We start from the raw sequence: 26,040 nt of genomic DNA, 5'->3' as shown, positions 1-26,040 counted from the left end.
ATGCCCCCATGTGGCAGCGCGGGCCCCCTGCGGCAAGGGGGCGCCCCGTCAGGCTGAGCAGCTGCCTCCGCCGAGGACGCAGAAACTGGCGCACCAGGCATGATTCAGGCGCACGGGTTCGGCGGTCGCTTCGCCCAGCGTGGTACCCAGTTCAAAGGCCGGATCGTCGACCAGCAAGGTGCACGCCGTAACCGTCGCGCTCCCGGCGCCCTTGCGGCGGATCACCATGCGCTGGTTGGCACACATGATATCGGCGGGATCCTTCGACAGGATCTGCCAGCAGGCCGTGGTGATTTCCGGCGGATCGTCGCGCGCGATCATTTCCGGAAAGAGAACCAGCTGCGATGTGTTGGCAGGGTCAAGCTTCAGCCCGAGCCGGGCGGCCAGTTCGCCATAGGCGGCCCGCGCCGAAGCATCATCCTCATTGAGCGCCTGACGCCCGGCGAGCGCCACCTGAATGCCCTGTTCGGCCAGCCATACGAGCCCCTTGCAGGCCTCGGCAAAAGCGCCTTCGCCGCGCTCGGCGTTATGGGCCGCCTCATCGTGGGAATCGAGCGACACGCGCAAGGTCAGTCGCTCGCCGAAACGCGTATGGAGGTCCTGCAGGCCCGCCTGAACACGGGGACGCATCATCGGGCGCATCGCATTTGTCAGCAGCAGCAGGCGGTGTCCGCGCTGCAGGGCGCTCTCCATGATGGGCAGGATCTCTGGGCACATGAAGGGCTCACCGCCGGTAATGCCGATCTCTTTCGGGCCTTCTCCCAGCGTATCGATCTCGTCCAGGAATGGCGTCACATCCGCCAGCGTCAGGTAGACCAGCCGGTCATTGGTGGGCGAACTCAGGATATAGCAATTGGCGCATTCAATATTGCAGAGCGTGCCTGTGTTCAGCCACAGGGTTTTCAGGCCACGCCAGTCGACGCTCGCCCGGGTCTCGCCCTTGGCTGTGATGTGCGGGTTCGAGAATTTCTCGCGCGGGAAAATAGTATGAGCCATCGCATACCTCTAACAAGATGCACCGGCCGGGCGCCAGCGCCTTCTCGCAGACGTGATGGCGCGTGAAGAAAGCGGCAGGCATTGCCGCTCAGCCTGACTCGTATAGATCGTTCTCTATGGCACGCGAAACACATGACCTGATCTTCCAGATGTTGACATCGGGCGACGATGGCCGCGTCTGCAAGGATATTCCCGAAGACGCCTGCCATATGGAAGCGCGCAGCTTCACGACCCACGTCATGGCCCTGTCGACCAGCAAGATTGCTGACGGGCTGATCGACCCGAAACTGGTGCTGAGCTGGCTGCTGGCGACGCTCGGCGCACCCACACTGTTCATCGGGCTGCTGGTGCCGGTGCGCGAAGCAGGTTCACTGCTGCCCCAACTGTTCACGGCGGGCGCGCTACGACTGCTGCCACAACGCAAATGGGCATGGGCGGGCGGCGCACTTGTGCAGGGCCTTGCGGCGTTGGCGATTGCGGTTTCAGCTTTCACGCTCGAAGGTGAAGCGGCGGGCATCGCCATCATCTGTGCGCTTGCCGTTCTGGCCGTGGCGCGCTCCGTCTGCTCGGTGACGTACAAGGATGTGCTCGGCAAGACCGTGTCAAAGTCACGGCGCGGTTCGGCAACCGGCGCGGCCACAACTGTCGGTGCGGCCGCCGTGCTGGCTTATGGTGCCCTGCTGACGTCCGGCCTCTTGCCGCGCATGGATATTGTCGAGGCAGGCCTGATCGGTGCAGGCGTGTTCTGGATCGCCGGAGCCGCAGTCTTCCTCCAGCTGCGTGAGGTGCCGGGGGCCACCGAAGGCGGAGCCAGCCCGATCAGTGCCGTATTTGAGAATTTCGGTCTGCTGCGCAGCGACGCGCAGCTCCGTCGGTTTATCGCCGTGCGGGGACTGCTCGTATCAACGGCGCTGGCCCCGCCCTTCATGGTGGCATTGGCATCGCGCGAGCATGGCCCGGACGGCAGTGACGGTTTTGGCGGCCTCGGCCTGCTCGTGATCGCTTCGGCTGGCGCGGGCCTCCTTAGCTCCTATGTCTGGGGACGTCTCGCCGACAAATCGAGCCGGAAAGTCCTGATTCTGACATCGGCTTCAGCGACGATCGCCCTCTGCGCCACGCTTGGCCTAAACGCTGCCGGACTGCTCGGCGCTGTCTGGGCGCTGCCGCTCGTCCTGTTCGCATTGATGATTGCCTATCAGGGCGTACGACTTGGCCGTTCAACCCATCTGGTTGACATGGCAACGCAGGAAACACGCGCCGCCTATACGGCTCTGTCGAACACGATCATTGGCGCGCTGCTTTTGCTTGGTGGCGGTTTCAGTCTCGTCGCGCAGTTTGCAGGCGAGGCTGTCGTCATTGGCTTGCTCGCTGTCATGAGCGCGCTGGCCCTGCCCGTCGCGCTTGGCCTCGAAGAAGTTCAGGCGAAAGACTGAACTCTATTTATCGAGGCACCAGCGCAGGATGGCCTTCTGTGCGTGGAGACGATTCTCGGCCTCATCCCAGATCAGCGAATTCGGCCCGTCAATGACTTCCGCGTCCACTTCCTCGCCCCGGTGTGCGGGCAGACAGTGCAGGAATTTCGCGCCGCCCGCCGCCAGTTCCATCAGCTCTTCGGTCACCGCGTAGGGCTCGAGAATTTCGAGACGCCGTTCGGCATCCTTGTCCCCCATCGAAACAAACGTGTCGGCAATCACCACATCGGCGCCGGCGACGGCTTCCTCAGCAGTCTCATAGAGATCGACGCGGCCCTGCAATTCGCGGGCAATCTCGACGTCCTCGTCATCCGGCGCGAACCTGTGCGGCGTGCCAACGGCCAGCGAGAAACCGAACTTGGCGGCCGCGTGCATGAAGCTTGCGCAGACATTATTGCCGTCGCCCACCCAGGCGAGGCGCGCGCCACGGAGCGTCAGGCCGCTCTCTTCCAGCGTCTGCAGGTCGGCCATGATCTGGCAGGGATGCGAACGGTCCGTCAGGCCGTTGATGACCGGCACGCTGGAGAACTCGGCAAATGTCTCAACATCGCTGTGATCGTTCGCGCGGATCATTACCGCATCGACATAGCGGCTTAGCACGCGGGCTGTATCTTCGACCGTCTCGCCGCGTCCGAGCTGCATGTCATTGCTGGTCGCGGTGATCGAGCTGCCGCCGAGCTGGCGCATGCCCATGTCGAAGGAAAAGCGTGTGCGTGTCGACGACTTCTCGAAAATCATCGCGAGCGTGTGGCCTTCCAGAGGCGCGCCCGTGTCGACGCGGCCCTTGGGCCAGCCCTGGCGCGCCTTTTTGGCCCGGTGAGCTTCGTCCAGGATCGCGCGCAGGTCAGCCGACTCAAGGTGCCAGATGTCGAGGAAATGGCGTGGGGCTGAAGGCGTTGTCATGGTCGGGCGCTCCCGTTGAAAAAGGAAGCGCGGGGGATAGCGCGTTTCACGCTGCGGCGCCAGTCGTGCGATAAAAGCAATCCGGCGGGCCTGATCGCGCGTAAACCATGAGATCACCCAAGGATGCTGAACATGAGCCTCAAGACAGTCGCCCTCTGCTGCGCTTCCTCCCTCCTCCTGATGGCCTGCGCCACGACTCCAGCGCCCGCAGGAGACTGGTTATCCTTCGCGACGCTTGAGCCTGGATTGCCGACAAACCGCGCCCTCGCCTGCGATCCGGACATTTGCCTCGCGGCAGACGCCTCGCGCCCCACCGCGACTTATGACGTGTCGGCCAAGGCCGTTGCCGCAGCGCTTTTGAAGCTTGAACCTTCCGCCGACTTCCGCACCGAAGCCAATGGCGACATCCGCGCGCGCTATGTCGATACGACCGCCATACTTCGCTTCCGCGACGATGTGGACGTGCTGATCCGCCCAGTGACTGACACGTCGGCCAAGGTCGCGATCTATTCCCGTTCCCGCGTCGGCCTCTCCGATCTCGGCAAGAATGGCGCGCGCATCGAAGCGCTGGAGAAGGACCTCGTAACCGAATTCGCGGGCTGATCGGACAAATTTCCGATCGTGGCAAAAAAGTAATTGAGAATGACTTGCAAACAGCACGCGGTCGTGGCACGTTTTGAGAATGGTTCGCAATATGGTGGACCACCGAAACGGAGGTCCTTCCCGATGTGCTTACCCATGGATGATGTGGCGATGGTCTGCTGGCTGAAGCAGCAGGTACGCGTGATTGAAGTCTGGCGCGAAGAGCTCGCCTGCCGCCCTGAAATCGAAATCGCAATGGTGACGCGCCTTGAGCGTCACTATGCGTGGCTGACATCGGAGATCATGCGGCTCGAAGCGCCTCGTCGCGCCGCTTGATGTTAGCCCGTGCCGCGGCGCGGGAACGGGACGTGCGTTTCCTCCCAGACGCCTTGTCCCGCGCTGCGGCACCTTTAAGCGATCGCCTCAAGCGCGCTTGAGAACCCGAACGACGAGCAGAAGCAGCACCGCGCCAATCGTGGCGTGAATGATCGCACCAACGATGCCGGCACCCAGGCTCACATTGAGGGCGGGGAAGAGGTATCCGGCAATGAAGGCGCCGACGATGCCGACCACGATATTGCCGACGATGCCGAAGCCGAACCCCTTGACGATGAGTCCGGCAAGCCAGCCGGCGACAGCGCCGATCAGCAGAAAAATGATAAGGCTTTCGAGGGTCATTTTGCGTTTCCTTATTATTATCAGGCCGCACATGCGGCCCTCTTCTTATGGAGCCTGTCACCCTAGGCGCGTTTCGCCCCGGACGCCAACATGACCGCTTCAAGCCCGCCTTGCCGCTCTCCGCGCTGCAACACCCGTCTCATCTCTCCACTGGCGAAGGCCCGCGCTTTGCCCTATGTGACGGGCAAGCCCACCGGCCCCTCTAATCTCAGGAGAGACAGGACTAATGGACACCGTACTCATCATCGGCGCTGGCGCCGCCGGCTCCGTCGTCGCGCAGAAATGCGCCATGGACCGCGACACGTTCAAGCATATCACACTGGCCTCGCGCCGCATCGAAAGCTGCGAGAAAGTCGCCAAGATGTGCAAGACGCCGATCGAGATCGCGCAGGTCGATGCTGACAATGTCGCCGAGGTCGTCGCGCTCATCAACAAGGTGAAGCCGGACCTGCTGATCAACATGGCCCTGCCCTATCAGGACCTGCCGATCATGGACGCCTGCGTCGAGACCGGCACGAACTACATGGACACCGCAAACTACGAACCGCGCGAAATCGCCAAGTTCGAATACAGCTGGCAGTGGGCCTATCAGGATAAGTTCGTCGAGAAAGGCATCACCGCCATTCTCGGCTGCGGCTTTGATCCGGGTGTGTCGAACATCTGGTGCGCCTATGCGCAGGAACACCTGTTCGACGAGATCGAATATATCGACATTGTCGACTGCAATGCTGGCGACCACGGCAAGACATTCGCGACCAACTTCAACCCGGAAATCAACATCCGCGAAGTGACGCAGGACGGCAAATACTGGAAAGACGGTGAGTGGATCGAAATCCCTGCCCTCTCCATCCGCTGCGATATCGACTATCCGGAAGTCGGCCCCAAAGCCTCCTACCTCATCTATCACGAGGAAGAGGAAAGCCTTGTAAAGAACATCAAGGGCCTGAAGCAGATCCGCTTCTGGATGACCTTTGGCGAGCAGTACATCAAGCACCTCGAAGTGTTCAAATCCATCGGCCTGATCGGCCTCGAACCGATCAAGCACAAGGGCATGGACATTATCCCGATGGAATTCCTGAAGGACCTGCTGCCCGTGCCGTCATCCCTTGCGGAAGGCTACACCGGCAAGACGTCGATTGGCGTGATCGTCCGTGGAAAGAAGGATGGCAAGCCGCTCACCAAGATGCTCTACAACGTGTCCGACCATGCCGAAACGAACAGGGAAGTCAGCGCGCAGGCCGTGTCCTACACGACCGGCGTACCGCCCGTTTCCGGCGCGGCCATGTTCTTCAAGGGTATCTGGAGCGGCAAGGGCGTGTTCAACGTCGAGCAGTTCCCGTCAGCCCCCTTCCTCGAAGACGTCGCCAAGCGCGGCCTGCCGACAACCATCGTCGACCTCGCGCCCGGCGCGCAGGATGAATTGTTCGCTGTGGAGACCTGATGCCAGAGCAAAGGGCGCCTGCATCGATTGGAACAATCGTCACACGGTCGTTCCTGTTTTCCTTGTGGCTCGCCGGTGGCTTGCTCTTGGTACCGGCCGCTATCAGCGTACTGACATACGGAATCCCAGAAACATTACGCCACCTGCAGAACGCGATATTCTTTATCGCACTGCTGGTACCCCTACTGACGCTGGCATGCTCGCTTTGGTATGTCGTCTTCCAGCACATCGGCTCCAGACAAGACAATGACTCTCTCTGACCAAATCCAAACCCCCGCCTTCGTCCTCGACGTTGCTCGCCTCCGGACCAACCTGGAGACCGCCAAGCGCGTGCGCGAGGAGGCTGACTGCAAAGTGTTGCTCGCTACAAAAGCGTTCGCCATGCCGGCCGTCTTCCCGATGATGCGCGACTATCTCGATGGCACGACCGCCAGCGGCGAGCATGAGGCCATCATGGGCGCCGAGGAATTCGGCAAGGAAGTGCACGTCTATTCGCCAGCCTACACGGAAGACGAAGTGACGCGCCTCACCAGGATCGCCCAGCACATCTATTTCAATTCGGCCGAACAGCTGGCCCGCTTCGGCGCCATAGCGCGCGATGCCGGCTGCAAGGTCGGCCTGCGGGTGAACCCCGGCTATTCCAACGCCACGCTCGGCGGCGACCTCTATAACCCCACAGCCCCCGGCAGCCGCTTTGGCGAAGTGCCCGGCCTGCTGGACAGCGTCGACTGGTCCGGCGTCGACATCTTCCACGTCCATGCCCTCTGCGAGAGCCTTGCCGAAGGCTCCGTCGGCCTCATCGAATTCGTCGCCGACAATTTCGGAAAATACATCGAACAGGTCTCGGCGGTAAATTTCGGCGGTGGCCACTTCCTCAACAAGCCGGGCTATGATGTCGACGCGCTGATCGCGGCCATCAAGGCCTTCAAGGCGAAGTTCAATGTCGAGGTCTTGCTGGAGCCGGGCGCAGGCCTCGTCGTCAACACGGGCGAACTCTACGCCACCGTGCTGGCGCTGCACAGGAACGAGCTGGACCTCGCCATCCTCGACGCTTCGGCCTCGACCCATATGCCCGACGTGCTCGAAGTGCCCTACCGCCCCGAAATTATCGGCGCGGGCGATCCCGGCGAACTCGCGCACACCTACCGCCTCGGCGGCAAGACGTGCATGACCGGAGATGTGCTCGGTGACTATTCCTTCCCCGAACCGCTCGCGCCCGGCCAGCAGCTGATCTTTACCGACCAGATGCACTACAGCTTCGTCAAGACGAACACGTTCAACGGCACACCACTCGCCAACCTCGCCGTGCGCTGGGAAGACGGCGTGATCGAACCGCTCTCGAATTTCGGCTACGAGGAATTCCGTCGCCGTCTGGGCCGCTAGGCGCCGGGCCTTGGCAGGCACATCAATTGCGACGTGCCACTGACAAGCAATCGACTATCAAGGTCGTGGATTTCACCGTCGGTTGACATCAGGCCGCCCTCTGCGATGCCTGCCCTGATACGCATGTGCAGCCACTCCGCTTTGGTCGTCGGGCGATGGAAGCGATAATGGTAATCCATATTCGGCGCGATCCAGGGCGACGGATCATCTTGGGGGTGCGCCGGGTATTGCGCCATCCAGCCATAGGTATCGAGCAGGATCATTGCCCGCGCCGCATCAACAAACGTATTCTCCGCCCGCGCCCTTGGCCGGAACTTGTAGAGCCCCGTCAACTCCGGGTCGCGCGCGCCATCCCCGGCCTCCGGCATGCCCTTGATCGGGCGCTCCTCGAAACGTTGCAGGAATAGAGGCGCCGGCCTGTCCGGGTGCAGCTCTTCATAACTCTTGAGCGACTCCGGAGTCGGCATGTTCTGAAGGCGTGACGCATCATGCACCAGCCCCGGTGTCTCATCCTGCACAGCCCAGACATGGCACATCAAAAGAACCTTGCCCTCCTGAACCAGCTCCATCCTGACAAGTTCACTGCGACGGCCTGACTTCAGAATTTCCGCACGCAATTCGGCGGGGCCGTACTTGCCCATGCGGAGGAAATGACAGGTCATACTGGCCGGGCGCGGCGACCGCGTCGCTTCACCAGCCGCCCGCAAGGCGAGCGCAGAGATAAACCCGCCCGCCGGGCTCCACAGACCCCAATCCGCGCGAAGGTCTACCGCCCAGCGCTGTTCGTCCAGACGCTCAAGCCGCGTCGCCTCCTCAAAGTCATCAACGCGGTCCATCGCATCCCTCCCCAGTGAACAGTCTGATTTTATGGCTGGACACTAGCAACCCACCCGAGAAACAAAAGCGATGAAGCCGAGCAAATCAGCCGCTCGGCTGGGGCGTTGATTGACACGCCCTATAGGCGACCCTAGATCGGAAAAACGATAGAGGACTTCCAGAGCGATGAACTAGCGGCACCGGACTTTCAGGAAACGATCAAAGCCAACGGGCGCACTGCGCCTGCCGTTCACGACAACTGGAAATACACATCATGCAACGACTAGAGAACAAGACCGCCCTCATCACGGGCGCGGCCAGCGGCATTGGCAAGGCCATAGCCAAGGCCTTTGCCAATGAAGGCGCCAACGTCATCGTCACCGACATTGACGATGCGCAGGGCAAGGACACCGCCGACTCCATCGGCGCCCGCTACGAACACCTCGACGTATCAGACGAGGCAGACTGGCTGCGCATTGCCGCCGCCATCCCTGCTCTCGACGTGCTCGTCAACAATGCCGGCATCACCGGCTTCGAAAGCGGCGAGATGGTCCACGACCCCGAGAACGCTTCGCTGTCTGCCTGGCGCGCGGTCCATGCCGTCAATCTCGACGGCACCTTCTTGGGCTGCCGCTATGCCATCGGCGCGATGAAGCAGAAGGGCGCGGGCAGCATCATCAACATCTCGTCGCGCTCCGGCCTCGTCGGCATTCCAGGCGCTGCGGCCTATGCCTCGTCAAAAGCCGCGATCCGGAATCATTCGAAATCGGTGGCCCTCTATTGCGCCCAGAATGGCTGGAACATTCGGTGCAACTCGGTTCACCCGGCCGCCATCCTGACACCCATCTGGGAACCCATGCTGGGTGACGGGCCGGACCGGGACACGCGCATGGCAGCCCTCGTCGCCGACACGCCGATGAAACGGTTCGGAATGCCGGAAGAAGTGGCCGCTATCTGTGTCATGCTGGCCGGCGATGAGGCCGCCTATATGACGGGCGCCGAACTCACGCTGGATGGCGGACTTCTCGCGGGCTCTGCCGCGTCGCCCGGCAGCTAGACGGTAACCGACCTAAAAGCTCTGGTTGTTACCCAGCGAAGGGATACGAGCGCGCGCCTTGTCGACTTCATCTAGATCAAGATCGGCCCAGATCACGCCCGGCTCATCGCCGTCCGCTTCGGCCAGAATTTCGCCCCAAGGCGAGATGATCAGTGAGTGACCGTAAGTCTCGCGGCCATCTTCGTGCTTGCCGCCTTGCGTCGGCGCGACGACGAAACAGCCCGTCTCAATGGCCCGTGCGCGCAGCAGCACATGCCAGTGCGCCTCGCCCGTCACACGCGTGAAGGCCGCTGGCACCGTGAGTATCTGCGCGCCGGCCTGAGCCAGCGACCGGTAAAGAGCCGGGAAGCGCAGGTCATAGCAGATGGTCATGCCCACCCGCCCGATGCCGGCATTGGCAAGCGCCGTGGACGTACCCGGCCGATAGGTGCGCGACTCCCGATAGGTCTGGCCATCGCCGACCTCGACGTCGAACATGTGGATCTTGTCGTAGTGCGCGACCACGTCGCCATCCGGCGCAATCAGGAAGGATCGGTTAGCGAGCCGGTCCTCGCCTTCCGCCGTGACGGCTATCGAACCAAGCAGGAGCCATACGCCAAGCTCAACCGCCAGCGCCCGGAATGCCACCAATGTCGCATCGTCTTCCTGCGCGACAATCTTCGGCCGCGCCATGCCGGGACGGATGTCGAGCAGGTTCGTCATCTCCGGCGTGGCGATGAAAACCGCCCCTGCCTCCGCCGCCTGCCGCACCAGTGCGCTGGCTGCGGCAATGTTCTCCGCCACTGCCGTGGTAGAGCGCATCTGCACACAGGCGGCGCGGATCACCGTCATGTCTCGCGAGGCCCTGACCAGGCATCACGTGCCCCGGCGGATTTGACCGTCATGGTTTTTCCCTCGGCGGCGCGCACCGGCAGGGACGAGGCATCGAAGCCTGCGAGGCAATTGACATTGATGCCATAATGATCCGGGCTCGTGCGCTTCTTGTGGAACGGATAGATTCCGCATGTGGAGCAAAAAAAGTGACGGGCGACGCCTGTGTTCCAGTTATATTCGCTCAGCCTGTCCTCGCCGCCGAGCAGCGTGAACCTGTCCTCATGAACAGTCGTCATGACGGCATTTTTCATGTGGCACAGCGAACAGTCGCAGCGATAGAGATCGGTGATCTCCGTCGCAATGCTGAACGTCACGGCACCACAATGACAGCTACCCTGATAGTTGGTCATGGCTTCAGGCCGGTTCCCACTCCGTAAGCGCCGCATCCATGATGCCTGTCGCCTCCCGCACATGCTCGTCGCTGATGATCAGCGGCGGCGCAAGACGCAGCACATTTGCACCGGCCACACCGACGAGCAGGTTCTTGTCGCGGCAAAGACCCTGCAGGCTCTTCGGATCGGCCTTCATCTTCAGACCGGTCAGCAGGCCCTTGCCCGTCACGCCTTCCACCTTGTCCGGGTGGCTGTCGGCAAGGCTCTTCAGGCCCTGCGCCAGCGTGCCGGAAACGCGGCGCACTTCGGCAAGGAAGTCATCATTCGCAATCATGTCCCAGATCACATTGCCCACGGCCATGGCCAGCGGGTTGCCGCCATAGGTGGAGCCGTGGCTGCCGGGCTGCATATGCTCGCCGCAGGCCTCGGTCGTCAGGCAGGCGCCGAACGGGAAGCCGCCCCCGATGCCCTTCGCCGCGCAGAGGATGTCAGGCTCGGCGCCCTCCACCCAGTCATGCGCGAACAGCTTGCCGGTCCGGCCCATGCCGCACTGCACTTCGTCAAAGATCAGCACGAGGCCATGCTCGTCGCACAGCTTGCGCAGGCCGATCAGGCACTGGTCCGGCATGGCGCGCACGCCGCCTTCACCCTGCACGGGCTCAACAAGGACAGCCGCCGCCGTCGGGCGGGCTGCCGCTTCCTTCAGCGCCTCATGGTCACCCCATTCAAGATGCACGAAGCCGGGCAGCGCCGGGCCAAAGCCTTCAAGGTATTTCGGATTGCCGCCCGCATTGATCGCGCCCAGCGAGCGGCCGTGGAAGGCCCCGGTGAACGTGATGATGTCGATGCGCTCTTCACGGCCATTCGCCCAGTGATACTTGCGCGCGGATTTGATTGCGCACTCGATCGCCTCGGTGCCGGAGTTCGTGAAGAATACCCGGTCGGCAAACGTGTCACGGCAGATCTTGTCTGCCAGTTCCTCGGCGCCGCGCACGCGGAACATGTTGGACGTGTGCCACAGCTTGCCCGCCTGGTCGCGCAGCGCATCGACCATGGCCGGATGCGCATGGCCAAGCGCATTCACTGCGATGCCGGCGATGAAGTCGAGATAGCGTGTGCCGTCTTCCGTGAAGAGGTACGGGCCCTGGCCTTCGACGAAAACCTCTTCCGGTGGCCGGTAGACGGGCATGATGTGCTGGCGCGGATCGCTCATGATTTCTCCTGCGATTGGCAAGTATGATAAAGTTGCGGGTACGCTTGGCGAGACGCTGACCGTAAGTCAACAGCCTGGCCACTCCCGGCCCGCATGACGGCGTCACACGGTTGCAATGCTGTGGCTTTAGAACATGGGTTTTGTCACATGCGGTGGAGGTCGCGATGATCAGGACATGCCTTGTGGGAGCCATGCTGCTCATCGCCTCGCCGCAGGTCTTCGCCCAAGGGATAGACGGCTCCGGAGAGGTCGTGACGGACACGACCGAGACCGTTTCTGTTACCGCCAACAATCAGCCCGTCATCAACAAACGCATCGTCCGCACAGGACGCGACGGGCGCAAGACGGAGACGGAATCCCTGACATCACCCCTGGATGCTGCAAGCGATTCCGAGGTCCTGCCCGCAGTGTCCACACTTAGAACGATCGTTCACAACCGCGATGCGGAACTCGACCTTCTCGAGATCGTCGCGCGCGCCCACACAATCACGGAAACCGCGACGCCAGATGGCACCACACGGATCATCCGCATTGTTCCGGAAGGCGGCCAGGGCGCCACGCTCATCACGATTACAAAAGATTAATTGAAAAACGATAATTATACTTGACGATTATCGATAATAAGATATTGCTAATCGGGAAGACGAGGCGGATCGGACCGATGTCCAAAACGCCCCCTACCTCACCTGAGCCGTCGTTTCGGTTCGTCTCGGCCTTCTCAAATCTGCGTGTTCCCCTGGCATGCGGAGGACTTCAATACCTCAACACATCTCCAAAACGGAAAGAGGCGCAAGACCTGAAACCGGGTCTCGCGCCTCTCCACCGTTTGCAGCGTTTCCTCCCAGAAACTTGCCTGCTCATACGCCACCAGTTTCACACATGTGTCAAGAATGTGTTCAACAAATTTTTTGCATTCGGGCTTGCATTGGGTTCAAGCCGTTCCAAAAGCCTGAGGCACGAGGCCTGCGCCTCGTCGCTCCAGTCCGCCGCCGGAGACAAGGCCAGCGAGGCTTGGCTTTTCAGGATCACCCCATCGTCAAGGATCTTCAGGCCATTGGCCTTCAGGGTTGCGCCTGTCGACGTGATGTCAACAATCACGTCGGCCGCGCCTGTGGTCGGCGCCGCTTCGGTTGCACCCGCGCTCTCCACCAGCCTGTACTCACCGACTGACTTCGCCGCAAAGAACCGACGCGTCAGGCGCATGTATTTGGTGGCCACGCGCAGACGGCGATGATGCAGCTTGCGGAACGCGGCCCCTGCCGCTTCAAGGTCGGCCATCGTGTCCACGTCGAGCCAGGCCTGCGGCACGGCCACGATCACATCCGCGCCGCCGAACCCGAGCTGGCGCACAATGCGGAATTCGGATGCGCCATCGGGCGCGAAGTCATGCAACAGGTCTTCCCCTGTCACGCCGATATGCAGGCTGCCCTCGATCAGGCCGCGCGCAATCTCGCTGGCCGACAGCAGCCGCATTTCCACGTCGCCCAGCCCTGCAATCTCTGCCTGATAGCCCCGTTCTCCGCCAATCTGGCTGACGGGAAAACCGAGCTCCGCGAGCCATTGCTCGGTCTGCTCCTTGAGGCGCCCCTTGGACGGTATGGCGAAAGACAGCTTGCTCATGCCACATTCTCCCGTGCACGGATTACCCGGTCAGGCCTCACGACGCCGCCAATGCCGGATGCCCGCGCGCGTCCGCCTGAAAGCCCGGCAATCAAGCCGTCATAGCGCCCGCCCGCCGCGATAGGCTGACGCTCGCTGAGTGCACCCGCAAAGATCTCGAAGACAAAGCCATCATAGTAGGTGAAACGCCGGCCGAAGCCCGAACGGAACTTGCCAGCCTCTGCAACACGCGGAACAGCAGCGATGATCGCCTCCACCCGTCGCGCCACGCGTTGGATCACACTGTCCAGGCCAGTCAGGCCATGCCCGCGCGCAATGCCCAACAGAGCCTCTGCCGTTTCAGCAGCACTGCAATTCACGGCGGCGAGGGCGGCAAGCACCTTTCGGGCATCCTCTGGCACGCCGCCCGCATCAGCCGCTGCGGCCTTCGCCTTCAGGCCCGCAATGATCTCGGCAACGGAGCGCGTCCCGATCATTGGAATTGACCGCTCGCGCAGGGCGTCGAGGAATGCAGGTGCAGCCGCTTCCGGCGCAGACGCCGACAATTGATGCGCTAGCTCCACCTCAGGCGCAGATGGCGCTCCGGCGAGCAATTCAGCCACACCGCCCTCCTGACGAAAGGCACGCTTCAGCAGGCTGGCAGTGACGCCATGCAGGCCAAGCGCATCCACAAAAGCCGGAAACACGGAAAGGTCGCCCATCACCATGCGCCAATCATTAATCCCGCAGGCCGCGACAGCCTCCTGAACAAGGGCAAACGCATCCGCATCCTCGTCCGGGCTGGACTCGCGGCCGAACCGCTCAAACCCGACTTGCGTGAATTCCATAGGATCGTTCGGCGAGGCCGGCAGGCGGAAGGCACGCGCCGCATAGGTGTAGGCCTCAGGTCCATTGCGACCGGACGCCAAGCGATCCGCCTCCATGCCTGCGACAGGCAGCGTCAGGTCGGGCCGCATGACCATCTCGTTCCCGCGATGATCGGTGAAAACGCAGAGGCGCGCCCGCACGGCTTCGCCCGACAATTCCAAGGGAATGTCAGACGCCAGCACATAAGCCGGGTCCACCGGCCGCGCGCCTGTCTGCGCGAAGACCGCGCTCGCCGCTTCGACAATCTGTTCCGGCGTCATCCCTGCGCCTCGACAATCCGCCGTACCGCTTCCACCATTTGATCGCGCGGCACTTCAATCTGTCCCGGGCGCGCTTCGCGGTATTCCTCGTTGGACTGGATCGCCTTGGCTTTCATGGCGCCCATTTCGAGATCCTTGATTGTCACGGTTCCCGCTTCGATTTCATTGCTGCCCACCATGACCACGGCCGGTGCGCCGCGACGGTCGGCATATTTCATCTGCCCCTTCATGCCGGAGCCGCCCATATAGGCCTCCGCGCGCAGGCCTGCCCGGCGCAGCATGGTCGCGATTTCCAGCGCCACGGCCGGGCTGTCCTTGTCGAGGTTCAGCACGACAACCGGACCATCCAGTTTCACCGTCTCGCCCATGATCGCCAGCGCAGAGGCCAGCCGCGAAATGCCAACCGAGAAACCCGTCGCCGGCACCGTCTCACCGGTAAACCGCGCGACGAGATCATCATAACGTCCGCCGCCGCCGATCGAACCGATGCGATAGGTCTTGCCATCCTCGCCCGTCACTTCGCGCAGCAGTTCGGCCTCATAGACAGGCCCGGTATAATATTCGAGACCGCGCACGACCGACGGGTCAATCACGACATCGCCTTCCGGCGCGCCGAGCGCTTCCAGCGCCACGGCTATGGCCTCCAGCTCGGCAAGCCCCGCCTTGCCTTCCTCGCTATTACCTGCGGCCTTGGACAGGTTCGCCAGCGTCTCGGCCCGCGTTTTGGCGCCCGCTTCAGCAAACGCCAGAACGGCCTTCACCTCGGCATCGCCAAGGCCTGCGCCCTTGGTAAAGTCGCCGCTATCATCCAGCCGGCCCTTGCCGAGCAGATCGGCCACACCGGAGGCTCCGAGCCGGTCCAGCTTGTCCAGCGCACGCAGGATAGCGAGGCGCGTGTCCGCCGACGCAGCGCCCACACTCTCAAGTACGCCATTCAACAAGCGCCGCGTGTTCACGCGGATCACGAACTCGCCCGTCTCCATGCCAACCGCGCGCAGCGCTTCGGCGCCCATGGCGATCATCTCGGCATCGGCATGGAAGCCGGGTGCGCCAACCGTATCGGCGTCGCACTGCCAGAATTCACGGAAGCGGCCGGGGCCGGGCTTCTCGTTGCGCCACACAGGCCCCGCAGCATACCTGCGGAACGGTCTGCCAACGGTCTGGCCGGCCTCAGCGATGAACCGCGCAAGCGGCGCTGTCAGGTCATAGCGCAGCGACATCCACTGCTCATCATCGTCCTGGATGGCGAACACGCCGGCATTCGGCCGGTCATCATCCGGCAGGAACTTGCCGAGCGCATCGGCATATTCGAACGCGCCCGTTTCCAGCGCCTCAAAGCCCCATTTGCGATAGATTCCGGTGACCGTTTCCACCAGTTTCGCCTGCGCATGGATGAGGCCCTCGCGCTTGTCGGGAAAGCCGCGTGGCTTGCGGGCAAGATCCTTGCCGGTGAGAGGCTGGGTGTCCTTGTCGCTCATATCTATCAGGTCCTGTTTGCCGCCGCGCTCCGCATAGACGGAGACGGTCTGGATGGGAAGGCAACACGTTGCAGAAGCGTGGGCCTGTCGCAGCTCGCCTCATCTGATCTGGTTCTGGGAGATGAACACTTGCAGGAGGCGCAGCCGGACCGGTTCGCGCCTCATTGGCGCGTCACACGTGATGGTGATGGTGGTGCAGTGCAGTGTTCATTGGGGAGGCGGATACTGACGGCCCGGCTGAAAGTCAACCTGTTAGCCACGCCCCGGTGCGCCATCCCGACGGGGGATCAGCTTGAAAATGCCGGTGCCCCGCATCAACAGCTTGTCGCCGGTCCAGATACGGCCCTCGACCGTGATAATGTCATCTGCCACGCCGACAACCTCGCCCCTGCCCTCAATAAAGCTGCCAAGGTTTGCGCCAGACAGGAAGTCACACATCAGGCGGATGGTGACCCACCACGTGTCCTCATCCTTCTCGACAGCCCCGCCCCAGGCCATGTCGGCAAAGGTCATGAGCATACCGCCATGGGCATTCATCATGCCATTCGTATGATGTTCCTCGACACGGAAAGCCCGCGTCAGGCCACTCGCATCCCGCTTCTCGAACAGCGGCCCCACCTGGCGGCCAAAGCCGCGGTGCCAAGGCAGCTCATTATAGTCGGCCGGAATGTCGAATGTCTGGCTTCTGGTAAAATCGTCGGTCATGAATGCGGGATAGCGCCGTAAGGTCCTCAGCGCTAGCCCGTTTAAAGGCCAACCGCCTTAAGCGCCGCCGCCTGCCGATCCGCCACCGCTTTGACGTCAAAGCCTTCAAGGCTCTCCTCGAACAGGCGGTGATAGTTCACTTCCGCCTTGAGGCGCAGGTACGCCGCCCCAAGCCCGATGGCCGCCCGGTCCATGAAAACGAACTCCCGCGGGATCTTCACGGGGCCTTTTTCCTTCAGCAGCTTGCGCACCTGGAAGGCTTCCTTGCGGCCATACTCGCCTGCTGTCACGCCGTCGGCCACGGTGCGCACCCGGTCGTCGAGCAGCGGCCCATAGATGAAGCGCGCCCAGATATTCAGCACCTCGACCAGTTCTCGCGAGAGGTTCTGGAAGCCCCATTTCTCATAGGCCGCATAGGCAGCGTCGAAATCGTCGCGCAGCATGGCGCGGTAGAGGTCAACCACACCTTCCACAAAATTGGGCGGGAACACACGGATGCAGCCAAAATCCAGCAGGTTGATGCCCGTGCCCCCGCCGGTCACCTGATAATTGCCAAGATGCGGGTCCCCATGGATCACGGCATGGCTGTTGAATGGTCCCCACCAGGTCCAGAACAACATCTCTGCGATATGATTGCGGGTCTCCTGCGGCGCGTCTTCGAAGGCGCCAAGGCGCTCGCCATCCAGCCATGTCATCGTGAGCAGGCGGTCCGTCGACAGATCCGGCACAGGCTCCGGCACCTGAACGAAATCCTTGTCCGCCAGCATGCGCGCATAGAGCGACATGTGTTTGGCCTCGCGCCCATAATCGAGTTCCTCGCGCAGTCGGTCGGTCACTTCGCCCACCATCTCGGTCAGGTCGATCGAGCCATCCATCCGCTTGAACAGGCCCAGCATGGCCTTCAGCTGGCCCACATCGGATTCCACCGCGCTCGACATGTCCGGATATTGCAGCTTGCACGCTACCTTGCGGCCATCATGCAGCGTCGCTTGGTGCACCTGCCCCAGCGAGGCCGCATGCGAGGCCTCCTTCTCGAACGCCGCAAACCGATCGTCCCAGCCGGGCCCGAGTTCGCCTCGCATCCGGCGCTTCACGAAAGGCCAGCCCATGGCGGGTGCCTCGGCCTGCAGCTGGCTGAGTTCGGCGGCATATTCGGCGGGCAGGAAATCCGGAATGGTCGACACCATCTGGGCGACCTTCATAAGGGGCCCCTTGGACTTGCCCAGCGCGGCAGCAAGCGCCTTGGCGATGCGCTCGTCGCTCTGGTCCCCGCCAAACAGGGAATTGGCGGCAAAGCTGATGCCCGCGCCGGAGAGATTTGCGCCAACGCGCGCGGTGCGGGCAAGGCGCCCGCTCAATCGGTTGCGTTCCGGATCGGGCGCGTCAGGCGTATCGGTCATGTGAGTGATATAGGCAGTTTTGCCGGCATTGGCAGAGGTATTGATGCCGCGCCTCAGCCCGTCTTCTGCTGGTGCTCCATATAAGAGCGCAGAATCTGGTTGATTCGCGTCTGGTATCCCTTGCCGGCATCCTTGAAGAAATCGATCACATCACTGTCGAGGCGAATGGATACAGGTTTCTTCACAACCGGTTCGACAAGCTGGACATCGGCTTCAGCCCAGTCGATCTCTGGAAAGTGCTGATCGTCGCCGCGACGCGCGCGAATCTCGGCATCCGTCATGGCGCCAAGCTTCTTGAAATCCGTCTTGCCCGCAGAAGTGCGGTCTTTAATCGGATTGAGATAGAGTTTTGTAGAATGTGATTTTGGCATCATGTGTTGCAACGTCCACAGCGAAAATGATGAGGTGAAGATCAAACCTGCACCGGGCTTCAAAGACAATTCCCTGAACTTCTATGAGTGACATGAAATCTTCAGGTCCATTCAGCTCGAGCCGGACATGCGGCTTGGCAAAGCCCGACTGTATATCCTCAAATGCTATCCCGTATTTTCGTCTGTTTCGCTCGTTGTCCTTTTCATCCCAGTCTATGTTTCCGTGATGGGGTTCCGCAGGGAATGGAACTTTCATTTTTTAAACTTTCATAGGTAGCGCGGCGCCACGGCCTCATTGGGTTCGTTCTGCTCAGCCATCTAAGTAAGTTTCTTTTTATGCATACACATGTATATACAAATGCCCGATTTGTCAACTAACCCTGTTAATCTCGTCTCGATCCGATAGACCATAAGAAACAGGAAGCTGGAGGCCGCCCCATGAACCCATCCGCAGAGTTCGATGTCGTCATTTATGGCGCCACTGGTTTCACCGGTCGCCTTGTGGCCGAATACATGAATGAGACCTATGGCGTGGGAAATGAGGTCGCTTGGGCCATGGCCGGGCGCTCGCTTGAGAAGCTGAAGGATGTACGTGACGAAATGGGCATTCCGAAGTCGGTTGACCTGATCGTCGCGGACGCTTCCGACCCGAAATCCCTTGAGGACATGGTGAAATCCACCAAATGCGTCCTCACCACTGTTGGCCCCTATCAGCTCTATGGCACGCCCCTCGTCGAGGCCTGTGCCGCCAATGGCACCGATTATGTCGATCTCTCCGGCGAAGTCGCCTGGATGCACGACATGATCAAGGCGTATCAGGACAAGGCGAAGAAGAGTGGCGCGCGCATTGTCTTCTCCTGCGGCTTTGACTCCATCCCCTTCGACCTCGGCGTCCTGTTCCTGCAGAACGAGTCCATGCGCAAGTTCGGCAAACCGGCCGTTCGCGTGAAGGGCCGCATGCGCAAGATGAAGGGCACCTTCTCGGGCGGCACGGCAGCGTCAGGTCGCGAGACCATGGCCCGCGCCATGCGCGACCCCGAAGTCATGGCCGTGCTGCGCAATCCCTTCTCGCTGACAGGCGGCTTTGTCGGCCCCGACCAGCCGCATGGCATGAAAGTGATGGAAGACGAGGATTTCGGCGCCTGGGCCGCTCCCTTCATCATGGCGCCGATCAATACGAAGAACATCCACCGCTCGAACGCGCTGATGGGGCACCCTTACGGCGAGGACTTCGTCTATGACGAGATGATGCTCACCGGCCCCGGCGAAGGCGGCAAGGCTGCAGCCGAAGCCGTCGCCAGCGACAATTCCATGGGCGGCGAAGACGGTCCCAAGCCCGGCGAAGGCCCCTCAAAGGAAGAACGCGAGGCCGGACTCTATGATTTCGCCCTCCTCGGCATCACCAAGGACGGGGATCGCCTGCGGGCGACTGTCACTGGCGACAAGGACCCCGGCTATGGCTCGACCTCCAAGATCATCTCCGAAGCCGCGCTCTGCCTCGTGAAGGACTGCGCAGACCTTTCTGGCGGTATTTACACGCCCGCCGCCGCCATGGGCCTCAGCCTCGTCGGCCGCCTGCAGTCCCACGCCGGAATGACCTTCGACATCGACAATTGAGGCAAAAGGGTGACAAGCCCCCTTTTTTCAGGCTATAGCGCCCGCGTCCGCCCCTGATCGCGGTCGCAACACGAGAGTCGTTAGTCGCCTCAACCCCAGCCGGACATGATGATCCGGGCATGTTATGTACCCCCAAATAAACCAATCCGGCCGCTGCGAGCAAAACGCCAGCGCCGATGGCCGGATCATCCGGCCGCAAGAAGGACCTGTCGCCCTATGTCGTACAAGACCCTGCTGACCGAGTTTGACGCCGAAACCGGCGTCGCCGTCATTACGCTTAACCGCCCGGACCATCTGAACGCGCTGAATGACGAGATGATGACCGAGCTGACCCACGCGATTAACCGCGTCGAGGCTGACAAGGATATTGGCTGCATCGTGCTGACCGGATCGCGCAAGGCCTTTTCCGGTGGCGCCGACGTCCGTGAAATCATGGAACAGGACTATCCGGCCGCTTATTATGAAGACCTGATCACCCGCAACTGGGAACGCACCTCCAGCGCCCGCAAGCCGATCATTGCGGCCGTCAGCGGCTATGCCGTCGGCGGCGGCTGCGAACTGGCCATGATGTGCGACATTGTGATTGCGGCCGATACGGCCCGCTTTGGGCAGCCCGAGATTCGCCTTGGCGTCATGCCCGGCGCCGGCGGTACGCAGCGACTTGCACGTTTTATAGGCAAGTCCAAAGCCATGGAACTCTGCCTGACAGGCCGGATGATGGAAGCCGCAGAAGCTGAACGCTGCGGCCTGGTCGCGCGCGTGGTCCCGGCTGACGACCTTATGGACACCGTCAAGGAGATGGCCCGCACGATTGCCGCCATGCCGCGTGCTGCAGCAATGATGACGAAAGAGGCCATCAACGCCGCCTACGAAACACCCATGTCGCAGGGCATCCGTTTCGAACGCCGCCTGTTCCAGTCCCTCTTCGCAACCGAGGACCAGAAGGAAGGCATGGCCGCTTATGTCGAAAAGCGCTCTGCCCACTTCAAGGACCGGTAAACGGGCTTACTGATCCCAACTATTCTCTATTCGGACAGGATTGTGTTACCGTGCAGGTGCCCAGGGGACGGGGCGGCTCTGCAGCAGGGGACAAGCCTATGGCTGAGGTAGATGCAGTATCAACAGGATTGATCATCAGTGTACTGGTGGCCTTGCTGGTCGTCGCTCTGGCCGTTGCCGCCTTCCTGTACAGGACGCGTGTGCCCAGCCTGGTGCCGGGCGATGACGAGACCTATCTGATCAGAAGCCCTGAAGGGCGCATCCAGGCCCTGACAGCCGACATGAAGGTCCAGCCCGAAGATCCCCGCATTGTGCAGTTCCAGAACCGCAAGCAGCTGCGCTTCCCCGTCTATGACCCACGGTTCAATGCGCTCTCACACGACAGGCTGGTCACTGACAGCGGCGCCATTTCCCTGCGCATCCACACAACCACGCCCTTCCCCTTCACGGCCGTCACCAATGACGGCCACACGGTGACAGTCACTCCCTCCGTCAGCTTCGCCGTCGATCCCGCCCGTGTGACCGATCTCGCCCGGCTCGGCGATTTCGGCGACCAGTTCGAGCGGCGCATCCGGTCTGCCTTTTCCGGCGCCATCGGGCGGCGCAAGGATGAGCAGCTGCGCGAAAGCCATCATCAGATTGAAAGCGAGGTGACGGAAGAACTGGCAGGCGTCGAAACAGGCACGGACGCTTTGGGCGTTCCGCTAGGCATCACGGTGTTTGAAGCGCGCTTCAGCTATCGCGATGGCGCGGCGTTGCCCAGCGAAGTCGTCATCGCGCCTGATACGGGGGCGACCGCCGCCATGCCCGTCACGTCCGCAGACGGTGCTGACACCGCCCCCGACTCTCCCCAGCGCGTCGCCCTCGCCCCCGCCGCCTCTCGGGGCGAAAGCCCCGCCCACACCAGTGAAACACCGGGCGCCATGCAATTCCTTGGCACTGACCTCGATAAATTGCTCGACCAGTTTCGCGACCGCAGTCCCGAGCAGATCGCCACGCTGCTCAGCCTCATGGAAATGCAGACGCGGCAAAACATTGTCTCGATGCTCAGTAAATCCGGAGGACTTGTGGTGTTTTCAGCCCGGGAACTGGGCCTGAAAGGCAACCCTGTGCTACAGGAACGGCTAAGCGCAGCCAGCAACGCGGCGGATGAACAGCCGGAAACTGAATAGGGCTGGCCCTCTGGCTCAGTTTTCTGTCAGCATCCCAGTTGACGCCTTCGCACCGTTTATGTATGCCCCCGCCTTCAGCTTGAGGGAGGTTTCCCCCCGGCTTCAGGAGTTAGATATGGCAAATACCCGTTCCGCCAAGAAGATGGTCCGCAAGATTGCGGCTCGTACCGAAGTCAACAAGGCGCGCCGCTCGCGTGTGCGCACCTATGTTCGCAAGGTCGAGGAAGCCATCGCTGCAGGCGACAAGACAGCTGCACAGGAAGCCCTGCGCGTTGCACAACCCGAGCTGATGCGCGCCGTCACCAAGGGCGTGATGCACAAGAATACATCTTCCCGCAAAGTCTCGCGCCTCTCGGCTCGCGTCGGCGCAATGGGCTGAGGCCCTTCCCGGACGAAAGTCCAGGACCAGAATTCCAAACCCGCCCGGTTCGCGCTTGGCGGGTTTTTTATTGCCTCGAATTCAGGAAAATCGCCTCGCCATGAGGGGCCTGATATGGTCTGCTTGGCGCATGCTTTTCCGGGAGCCATTCCTGCATTTTCAGGCAGCCGGAGGCATAAGCTCTGCGTGTTTGATGCCTTTGCAAAATGTGCAAAAATTTACTTCAGAAAATGCCCGAATTTCACAGCCAATATCGTGTAGGTGGTGTTGACAGAACATTCGCGAACAATTGCACCGAACGACTCACTCACAAAAAAAATGCACAGGATAAACGGCTGATTTTGATGGCCTTTTGATTACATGCCGAAAGAGTCAACTGGCCATTTCCCGTGATCGCAGAAAAGTAACACTTGTCAGTAAAACCGCTGGAAGTTACCTTGTGGATACCAGCTGAAAACTCTCCCTGCACGGAGTACTTACGGGGCCCAGATCTAATCTGGAGGGAGAGTTGCGTGCCTGCTGGTCAGGACGAAACATAACAAGAAAATGGGGCTCGGCGATGGACCGAAATACACTTTTTGATTCTGAGCAAAGCGTAGAGTTTTCGGGCGCGGAAAAAGGCAGCAATATCCCCGGCCAGTCGATCTGGAAGCAGGTCCGGGCGAAGCTCGCGACCGTCTTGAATGCAACCGACTATGATCGTTGGATCGAAGACCTGCGCCTTATCGCGGAAGTTGACGGCGAGATCGTGATCGCGGCACGCGACCCGCTTGCCTATGATCGTGTTCTGGCTGAGCACAAGCGGCTGATCCAGCGCACCTGGCGCGACTTTGACCCGGCACGCCGTGGCATCCGTCTGGAATGCTGGCGCAATGCCCGCGCAGAAGTGCGCGAACTGGTATCGGACCCTTGGGCCGATGTCGTGCCAGAACCCGCGCCACAGCCTGCACCGGCTGCCGCATCCGGCGGCAATGGCAGCGACGGCGGCAAGACGACGGTTGCGCCAACGGCCACTGGCGCGCCTGACATGACCTTCAGCACGCTCGTCACCGGCGAGTCCAACGAGATCGCCGTACAGCTCGCGCAGCGCATCGCCCTTGGCCAGACCGTCGGCACATCCACAGCCCTCATTTATGGGCGTCAGGGAACCGGCAAGACACACCTCCTCTATGCCCTCAAGCATGAAGTCGAAGCGCATGATCCCGAGCGCGTCGTCGTCTACCTGACGGCCGAGGAATTCATGTCGGCCTATCATGACGGCGTGAAGGTGAAGGACACGAGCGCACTGAAGAAGCGCCTGCGGTCTGCGACCCTCCTCCTCATCGACGACCTCCACCGGATTGCCGGCAAGCCCGGCACGGAAACCGAGCTCTACCAGAACATCCGTGAAGTCACCGGCAATGGCGGCCTCGTGGTTCTGGCTGGCGATGAAGCGCCCGGTGATGTCACCGGCTTCGGCCCCCGCATGCGGGCTGAACTCAAGGGCTCGATTGCTGTCGAGGTCGGCCTGCCCGATGCCGGCATGCGCCGCGAGATCCTGGTGAGACTGGCCGCCCATATCGAAGCCGGTCACCCGAGCTTTGTCCTGTCGGACGAAATGATCGCCCGCATCAATGCAGGCATCCGTGGTCCGGGCCGTGAACTGACCGGCGCCATCTGGAGCCTCTACACCGAAGCCGGGTTCGGCGAGCGTGCACCAACCATGGACATGCTCGACCGCGTCATCCGCCGCCATCAGGGAGAAGTGAAAGTGCCGACAATCGAATTGGTGAAACGTGCCACGATGAAAGTCTTCGGGATCTCCAAGAGCGACCTCGAAAGCCCCTGCAAGGCCCGCGCAGTTGTCTATCCGCGTCAGGTGGCGATGTATCTCTGCCGCGAGAAAACCGGCAAGTCCCTGCCCCAGATCGGTCACAGCTTCGGCAAGCGGGATCACACGACGATCCTTTACGCCCACCGCAAGGTGACCAAGAACATCGCGTCGGACCCGGAGCTCGCCGGTGATATTGCCCGTGTGACGGAGACGATCTTCGAACTCCAGGCGGCAGGCATCAACTAGAACCGCCAGGTTGCCCTTGGGCAATTCCGGATCGGCGCTTGGCTTTTCCGCCCGATTGTTTAAGGGTTCTTAGCCCGCTCTCCACCAGAGGGCGGGCTGATTCTACCGCGGGCTCCCTGCCCGGTCGGAACGAACCAGCCCAATAGAAACAACAAGGCAGACAGGCGCGATCCGGCGCCCGTGATGGACGGACCAACAGATGAAGCTAACGATTGAACGCAGCGATCTCCTCAATGCCCTTTCGCATGTGCAGAACGTTGTCGAACGCCGCAACACCATTCCGATCCTTTCCAACGTGCTGCTTCAGGCCGCCAAGGGCGAGCTGAAGCTCACCGCGACCGATCTCGACATCGAAGCCGTCGACAGCGCCGATGCCAAGGTCTCCCACGAAGGCGCTGTCACTGCGCCCGCCGGCACATTGTTTGACGTGATCCGCAAGCTGCCTGCTGGCGCCGAGGTCGAGCTTGAAACGCAAGCCGATAACCAGCGTCTCACGATCCGTGCAGGCCGCTCGCACTTCGAGCTGCCGACCCTGCCCGCCTCCGACTTCCAGACCATGAGCGGCGATGACGGCGCGACGGCCTTTTCCGTCGACGCCAAGGATTTCGCCCGCTTGATCGACAAGACCCGTTTTGCCATCTCGACGGAAGAGACCCGCTATTACCTGAACGGTGTCTACCTCCACGGCGCCAAGAATGACGATGGCGACGCCGTCCTGCGCACCGTCGCCACCGACGGGCACCGCCTGGCCCTCGCCGAGATCCCCGCGCCTAAAGGCGCAGAAACGCTCGAAGGCGTCATCGTGCCCCGCAAGGCCGTAGCCGAAGCCCGCCGCCTGATCGATGCCACCGATGGCGATATCGACATTGAAGTGTCCGACACCAAGATCGTCGTGCGCGCCGGCCGCGCCGTGCTCACCTCGAAACTCATCGACGGCTCCTTCCCGGACTATGCCCGCGTCATTCCGAAGGGCAATGACAAGAAGCTGATCGTCGACAACAAGGCCTTCGAAGCTGCCGTTGATCGCGTCTCGACCGTCTCGGCAGAGCGCTCGCGCTCGGTGAAACTGTCGCTGTCGGAAGGCAAGCTGACCCTCGCGGTCAACCATGCTGAAACCGGTGCCGGTACCGAGGAAATCGAAGCCGAGTACAGCTCCGACGCCATGGAGATCGGCTTCAACGCGAAATACCTGCTCGACATCGCTGGCCAGATCGAGGCCGACACGGCCGAGTTCATGTTCAACGACCCGGCATCGCCTGCGCTCGTGCTCGATCCGTCAGACGATTCCGCGCGCTATGTGCTGATGCCGTTGAGAGTGTAACTGCGTCACGTTTGGTCACGCGGCGCCATTGGAGAAGATCGGGTTC

General features: G+C 61.6%; 26 protein-coding genes. 13 read left to right on the top strand and 13 right to left on the bottom strand.

Features of this window, described 5'->3' with window-relative positions; genetic code table 11:
• Positions 1-48 precede the first annotated feature (48 nt).
• Positions 49-996 carry a radical SAM protein gene (locus HY30_RS06165; protein WP_034738204.1) on the bottom strand — a complete coding sequence of 316 codons (948 nt, stop codon included), beginning with the start codon at positions 994-996 and terminating at the stop codon, positions 49-51.
• Positions 997-1,112: 116 nt separating this feature from the next.
• Between HY30_RS06165 and HY30_RS06160 the strand changes: the two genes are divergently transcribed.
• Positions 1,113-2,429, top strand: coding sequence for an MFS transporter (locus HY30_RS06160; RefSeq protein WP_034738203.1), 1,317 nt, complete (start codon positions 1,113-1,115; stop codon positions 2,427-2,429).
• Between the two features lie 3 nt (positions 2,430-2,432).
• Here the strand turns inward: HY30_RS06160 and argF are convergent, their stop codons facing one another.
• Positions 2,433-3,371 carry an ornithine carbamoyltransferase gene (gene argF / locus HY30_RS06155; protein WP_034738247.1) on the bottom strand — a complete coding sequence of 313 codons (939 nt, stop codon included), beginning with the start codon at positions 3,369-3,371 and terminating at the stop codon, positions 2,433-2,435.
• A 132-nt stretch (positions 3,372-3,503) separates the two neighbouring features.
• Here argF and HY30_RS06150 point away from each other — a divergent pair, with 132 nt between their 5' ends.
• Positions 3,504-3,974 carry a DUF1499 domain-containing protein gene (locus HY30_RS06150; protein WP_162176902.1) on the top strand — a complete coding sequence of 157 codons (471 nt, stop codon included), beginning with the start codon at positions 3,504-3,506 and terminating at the stop codon, positions 3,972-3,974.
• Positions 3,975-4,097: 123 nt separating this feature from the next.
• Positions 4,098-4,289, top strand: a complete 192-nt coding sequence (locus HY30_RS06145; protein WP_206741422.1) for a hypothetical protein — start codon at positions 4,098-4,100, stop codon at positions 4,287-4,289.
• 87 nt (positions 4,290-4,376) lie between these two features.
• Here the strand turns inward: HY30_RS06145 and HY30_RS06140 are convergent, their stop codons facing one another.
• Positions 4,377-4,631, bottom strand: a complete 255-nt coding sequence (locus HY30_RS06140) for a GlsB/YeaQ/YmgE family stress response membrane protein (protein ID WP_034738200.1) — start codon at positions 4,629-4,631, stop codon at positions 4,377-4,379.
• Between the two features lie 226 nt (positions 4,632-4,857).
• On the opposite strand from HY30_RS06140, the gene HY30_RS06135 reads away from it, so the two are divergent.
• Positions 4,858-6,072, top strand: coding sequence for a saccharopine dehydrogenase family protein (locus HY30_RS06135; protein ID WP_034738199.1), 1,215 nt, complete (start codon positions 4,858-4,860; stop codon positions 6,070-6,072).
• 246 nt (positions 6,073-6,318) lie between these two features.
• Positions 6,319-7,455: a carboxynorspermidine decarboxylase gene (nspC, locus tag HY30_RS06125; RefSeq protein ID WP_034738195.1), complete on the top strand. Its 1,137-nt coding sequence runs from the start codon at positions 6,319-6,321 to the stop codon at positions 7,453-7,455.
• Here the strand turns inward: nspC and HY30_RS06120 are convergent.
• On the bottom strand, positions 7,452-8,291 hold the full coding sequence (locus HY30_RS06120) for a thioesterase family protein (protein ID WP_034738193.1): 840 nt from the start codon (positions 8,289-8,291) through the stop codon (positions 7,452-7,454). The genes nspC and HY30_RS06120 overlap by 4 nt on opposite strands.
• 254 nt (positions 8,292-8,545) lie before the next feature.
• Here HY30_RS06120 and HY30_RS06115 point away from each other — a divergent pair, with 254 nt between their 5' ends.
• Positions 8,546-9,328 carry an SDR family oxidoreductase gene (locus tag HY30_RS06115; protein WP_034738191.1) on the top strand — a complete coding sequence of 261 codons (783 nt, stop codon included), beginning with the start codon at positions 8,546-8,548 and terminating at the stop codon, positions 9,326-9,328.
• A gap of 12 nt (positions 9,329-9,340) precedes the next feature.
• On the opposite strand, the gene HY30_RS06110 is transcribed toward HY30_RS06115, so the two are convergent.
• From HY30_RS06110 to HY30_RS06100, 3 genes are read right to left on the bottom strand one after another with little or no spacing between them, the layout of a single operon-like run.
• A complete protein-coding gene (locus tag HY30_RS06110; RefSeq protein ID WP_034738189.1) occupies positions 9,341-10,159 on the bottom strand; it encodes a carbon-nitrogen hydrolase family protein in 819 nt (272 codons plus the stop codon).
• The gene (locus tag HY30_RS06105) at positions 10,156-10,551 is read right to left on the bottom strand and encodes a GFA family protein (RefSeq protein ID WP_034738187.1); all 396 of its coding nucleotides are present in this window, start codon (positions 10,549-10,551) and stop codon (positions 10,156-10,158) included. The genes HY30_RS06110 and HY30_RS06105 overlap by 4 nt, the downstream gene beginning before the upstream one ends.
• Before the next feature lie 4 nt (positions 10,552-10,555).
• Positions 10,556-11,746, bottom strand: a complete 1,191-nt coding sequence (locus HY30_RS06100; RefSeq protein WP_034738186.1) for an aspartate aminotransferase family protein — start codon at positions 11,744-11,746, stop codon at positions 10,556-10,558.
• Positions 11,747-11,910: 164 nt separating this feature from the next.
• Here HY30_RS06100 and HY30_RS06095 point away from each other — a divergent pair, with 164 nt between their 5' ends.
• Positions 11,911-12,330 carry a hypothetical protein gene (locus HY30_RS06095; RefSeq protein ID WP_034738185.1) on the top strand — a complete coding sequence of 140 codons (420 nt, stop codon included), beginning with the start codon at positions 11,911-11,913 and terminating at the stop codon, positions 12,328-12,330.
• 289 nt (positions 12,331-12,619) lie between these two features.
• Here the strand turns inward: HY30_RS06095 and hisG are convergent, their stop codons facing one another.
• The 6 genes from hisG to HY30_RS20455 all read right to left on the bottom strand — a co-directional run bounded on the left by hisG (position 12,620) and on the right by HY30_RS20455 (position 18,510).
• Complete coding sequence (gene hisG, locus HY30_RS06090; protein WP_051614958.1) at positions 12,620-13,366, bottom strand: ATP phosphoribosyltransferase; 747 nt, start codon at positions 13,364-13,366, stop codon at positions 12,620-12,622.
• Positions 13,363-14,493 (bottom strand): ATP phosphoribosyltransferase regulatory subunit, encoded by a 1,131-nt coding sequence (locus HY30_RS06085; protein WP_034738183.1) that lies wholly within the window; start codon positions 14,491-14,493, stop codon positions 13,363-13,365. Before HY30_RS06085 ends, hisG begins: the two co-directional genes overlap by 4 nt.
• A complete protein-coding gene (hisS, locus tag HY30_RS06080; protein WP_034738182.1) occupies positions 14,490-15,971 on the bottom strand; it encodes a histidine--tRNA ligase in 1,482 nt (493 codons plus the stop codon). Before hisS ends, HY30_RS06085 begins: the two co-directional genes overlap by 4 nt.
• Before the next feature lie 252 nt (positions 15,972-16,223).
• The gene (locus HY30_RS06075) at positions 16,224-16,676 is read right to left on the bottom strand and encodes a PaaI family thioesterase (protein ID WP_034738181.1); all 453 of its coding nucleotides are present in this window, start codon (positions 16,674-16,676) and stop codon (positions 16,224-16,226) included.
• A 41-nt stretch (positions 16,677-16,717) separates the two neighbouring features.
• Positions 16,718-18,076 (bottom strand): ABC1 kinase family protein, encoded by a 1,359-nt coding sequence (locus HY30_RS06070; RefSeq protein WP_034738180.1) that lies wholly within the window; start codon positions 18,074-18,076, stop codon positions 16,718-16,720.
• Between the two features lie 53 nt (positions 18,077-18,129).
• Positions 18,130-18,510 (bottom strand): BrnA antitoxin family protein, encoded by a 381-nt coding sequence (locus HY30_RS20455; RefSeq protein ID WP_241765662.1) that lies wholly within the window; start codon positions 18,508-18,510, stop codon positions 18,130-18,132.
• 375 nt (positions 18,511-18,885) lie between these two features.
• Here HY30_RS20455 and HY30_RS06060 point away from each other — a divergent pair, with 375 nt between their 5' ends.
• From HY30_RS06060 to dnaN, 6 genes are all read left to right on the top strand, one after another.
• Positions 18,886-20,064 (top strand): saccharopine dehydrogenase family protein, encoded by a 1,179-nt coding sequence (locus tag HY30_RS06060; RefSeq protein WP_034738178.1) that lies wholly within the window; start codon positions 18,886-18,888, stop codon positions 20,062-20,064.
• A 216-nt stretch (positions 20,065-20,280) separates the two neighbouring features.
• The gene (locus tag HY30_RS06055; protein ID WP_034738177.1) at positions 20,281-21,063 is read left to right on the top strand and encodes an enoyl-CoA hydratase; all 783 of its coding nucleotides are present in this window, start codon (positions 20,281-20,283) and stop codon (positions 21,061-21,063) included.
• A 98-nt stretch (positions 21,064-21,161) separates the two neighbouring features.
• Entirely contained in the window at positions 21,162-22,235 is a 1,074-nt protein-coding gene (locus HY30_RS06050; protein WP_155839266.1) for an SPFH domain-containing protein, read from the top strand.
• 115 nt (positions 22,236-22,350) lie between these two features.
• Positions 22,351-22,614 (top strand): 30S ribosomal protein S20, encoded by a 264-nt coding sequence (gene rpsT, locus HY30_RS06045; protein ID WP_034738174.1) that lies wholly within the window; start codon positions 22,351-22,353, stop codon positions 22,612-22,614.
• Positions 22,615-23,173: 559 nt separating this feature from the next.
• Positions 23,174-24,673 (top strand): DnaA ATPase domain-containing protein, encoded by a 1,500-nt coding sequence (locus tag HY30_RS06040; RefSeq protein ID WP_034738173.1) that lies wholly within the window; start codon positions 23,174-23,176, stop codon positions 24,671-24,673.
• 199 nt (positions 24,674-24,872) lie between these two features.
• Positions 24,873-25,994 (top strand): DNA polymerase III subunit beta, encoded by a 1,122-nt coding sequence (gene dnaN, locus HY30_RS06035; protein ID WP_034738171.1) that lies wholly within the window; start codon positions 24,873-24,875, stop codon positions 25,992-25,994.
• The last annotated feature ends 46 nt before the right edge of the window (positions 25,995-26,040 follow it).

This window comes from Hyphomonas chukchiensis (assembly GCF_000682695.1).
In the GTDB taxonomy this organism is placed as follows: domain Bacteria; phylum Pseudomonadota; class Alphaproteobacteria; order Caulobacterales; family Hyphomonadaceae; genus Hyphomonas; species Hyphomonas chukchiensis.
This window is presented reverse-complemented; position numbering and strand designations above follow the sequence as displayed.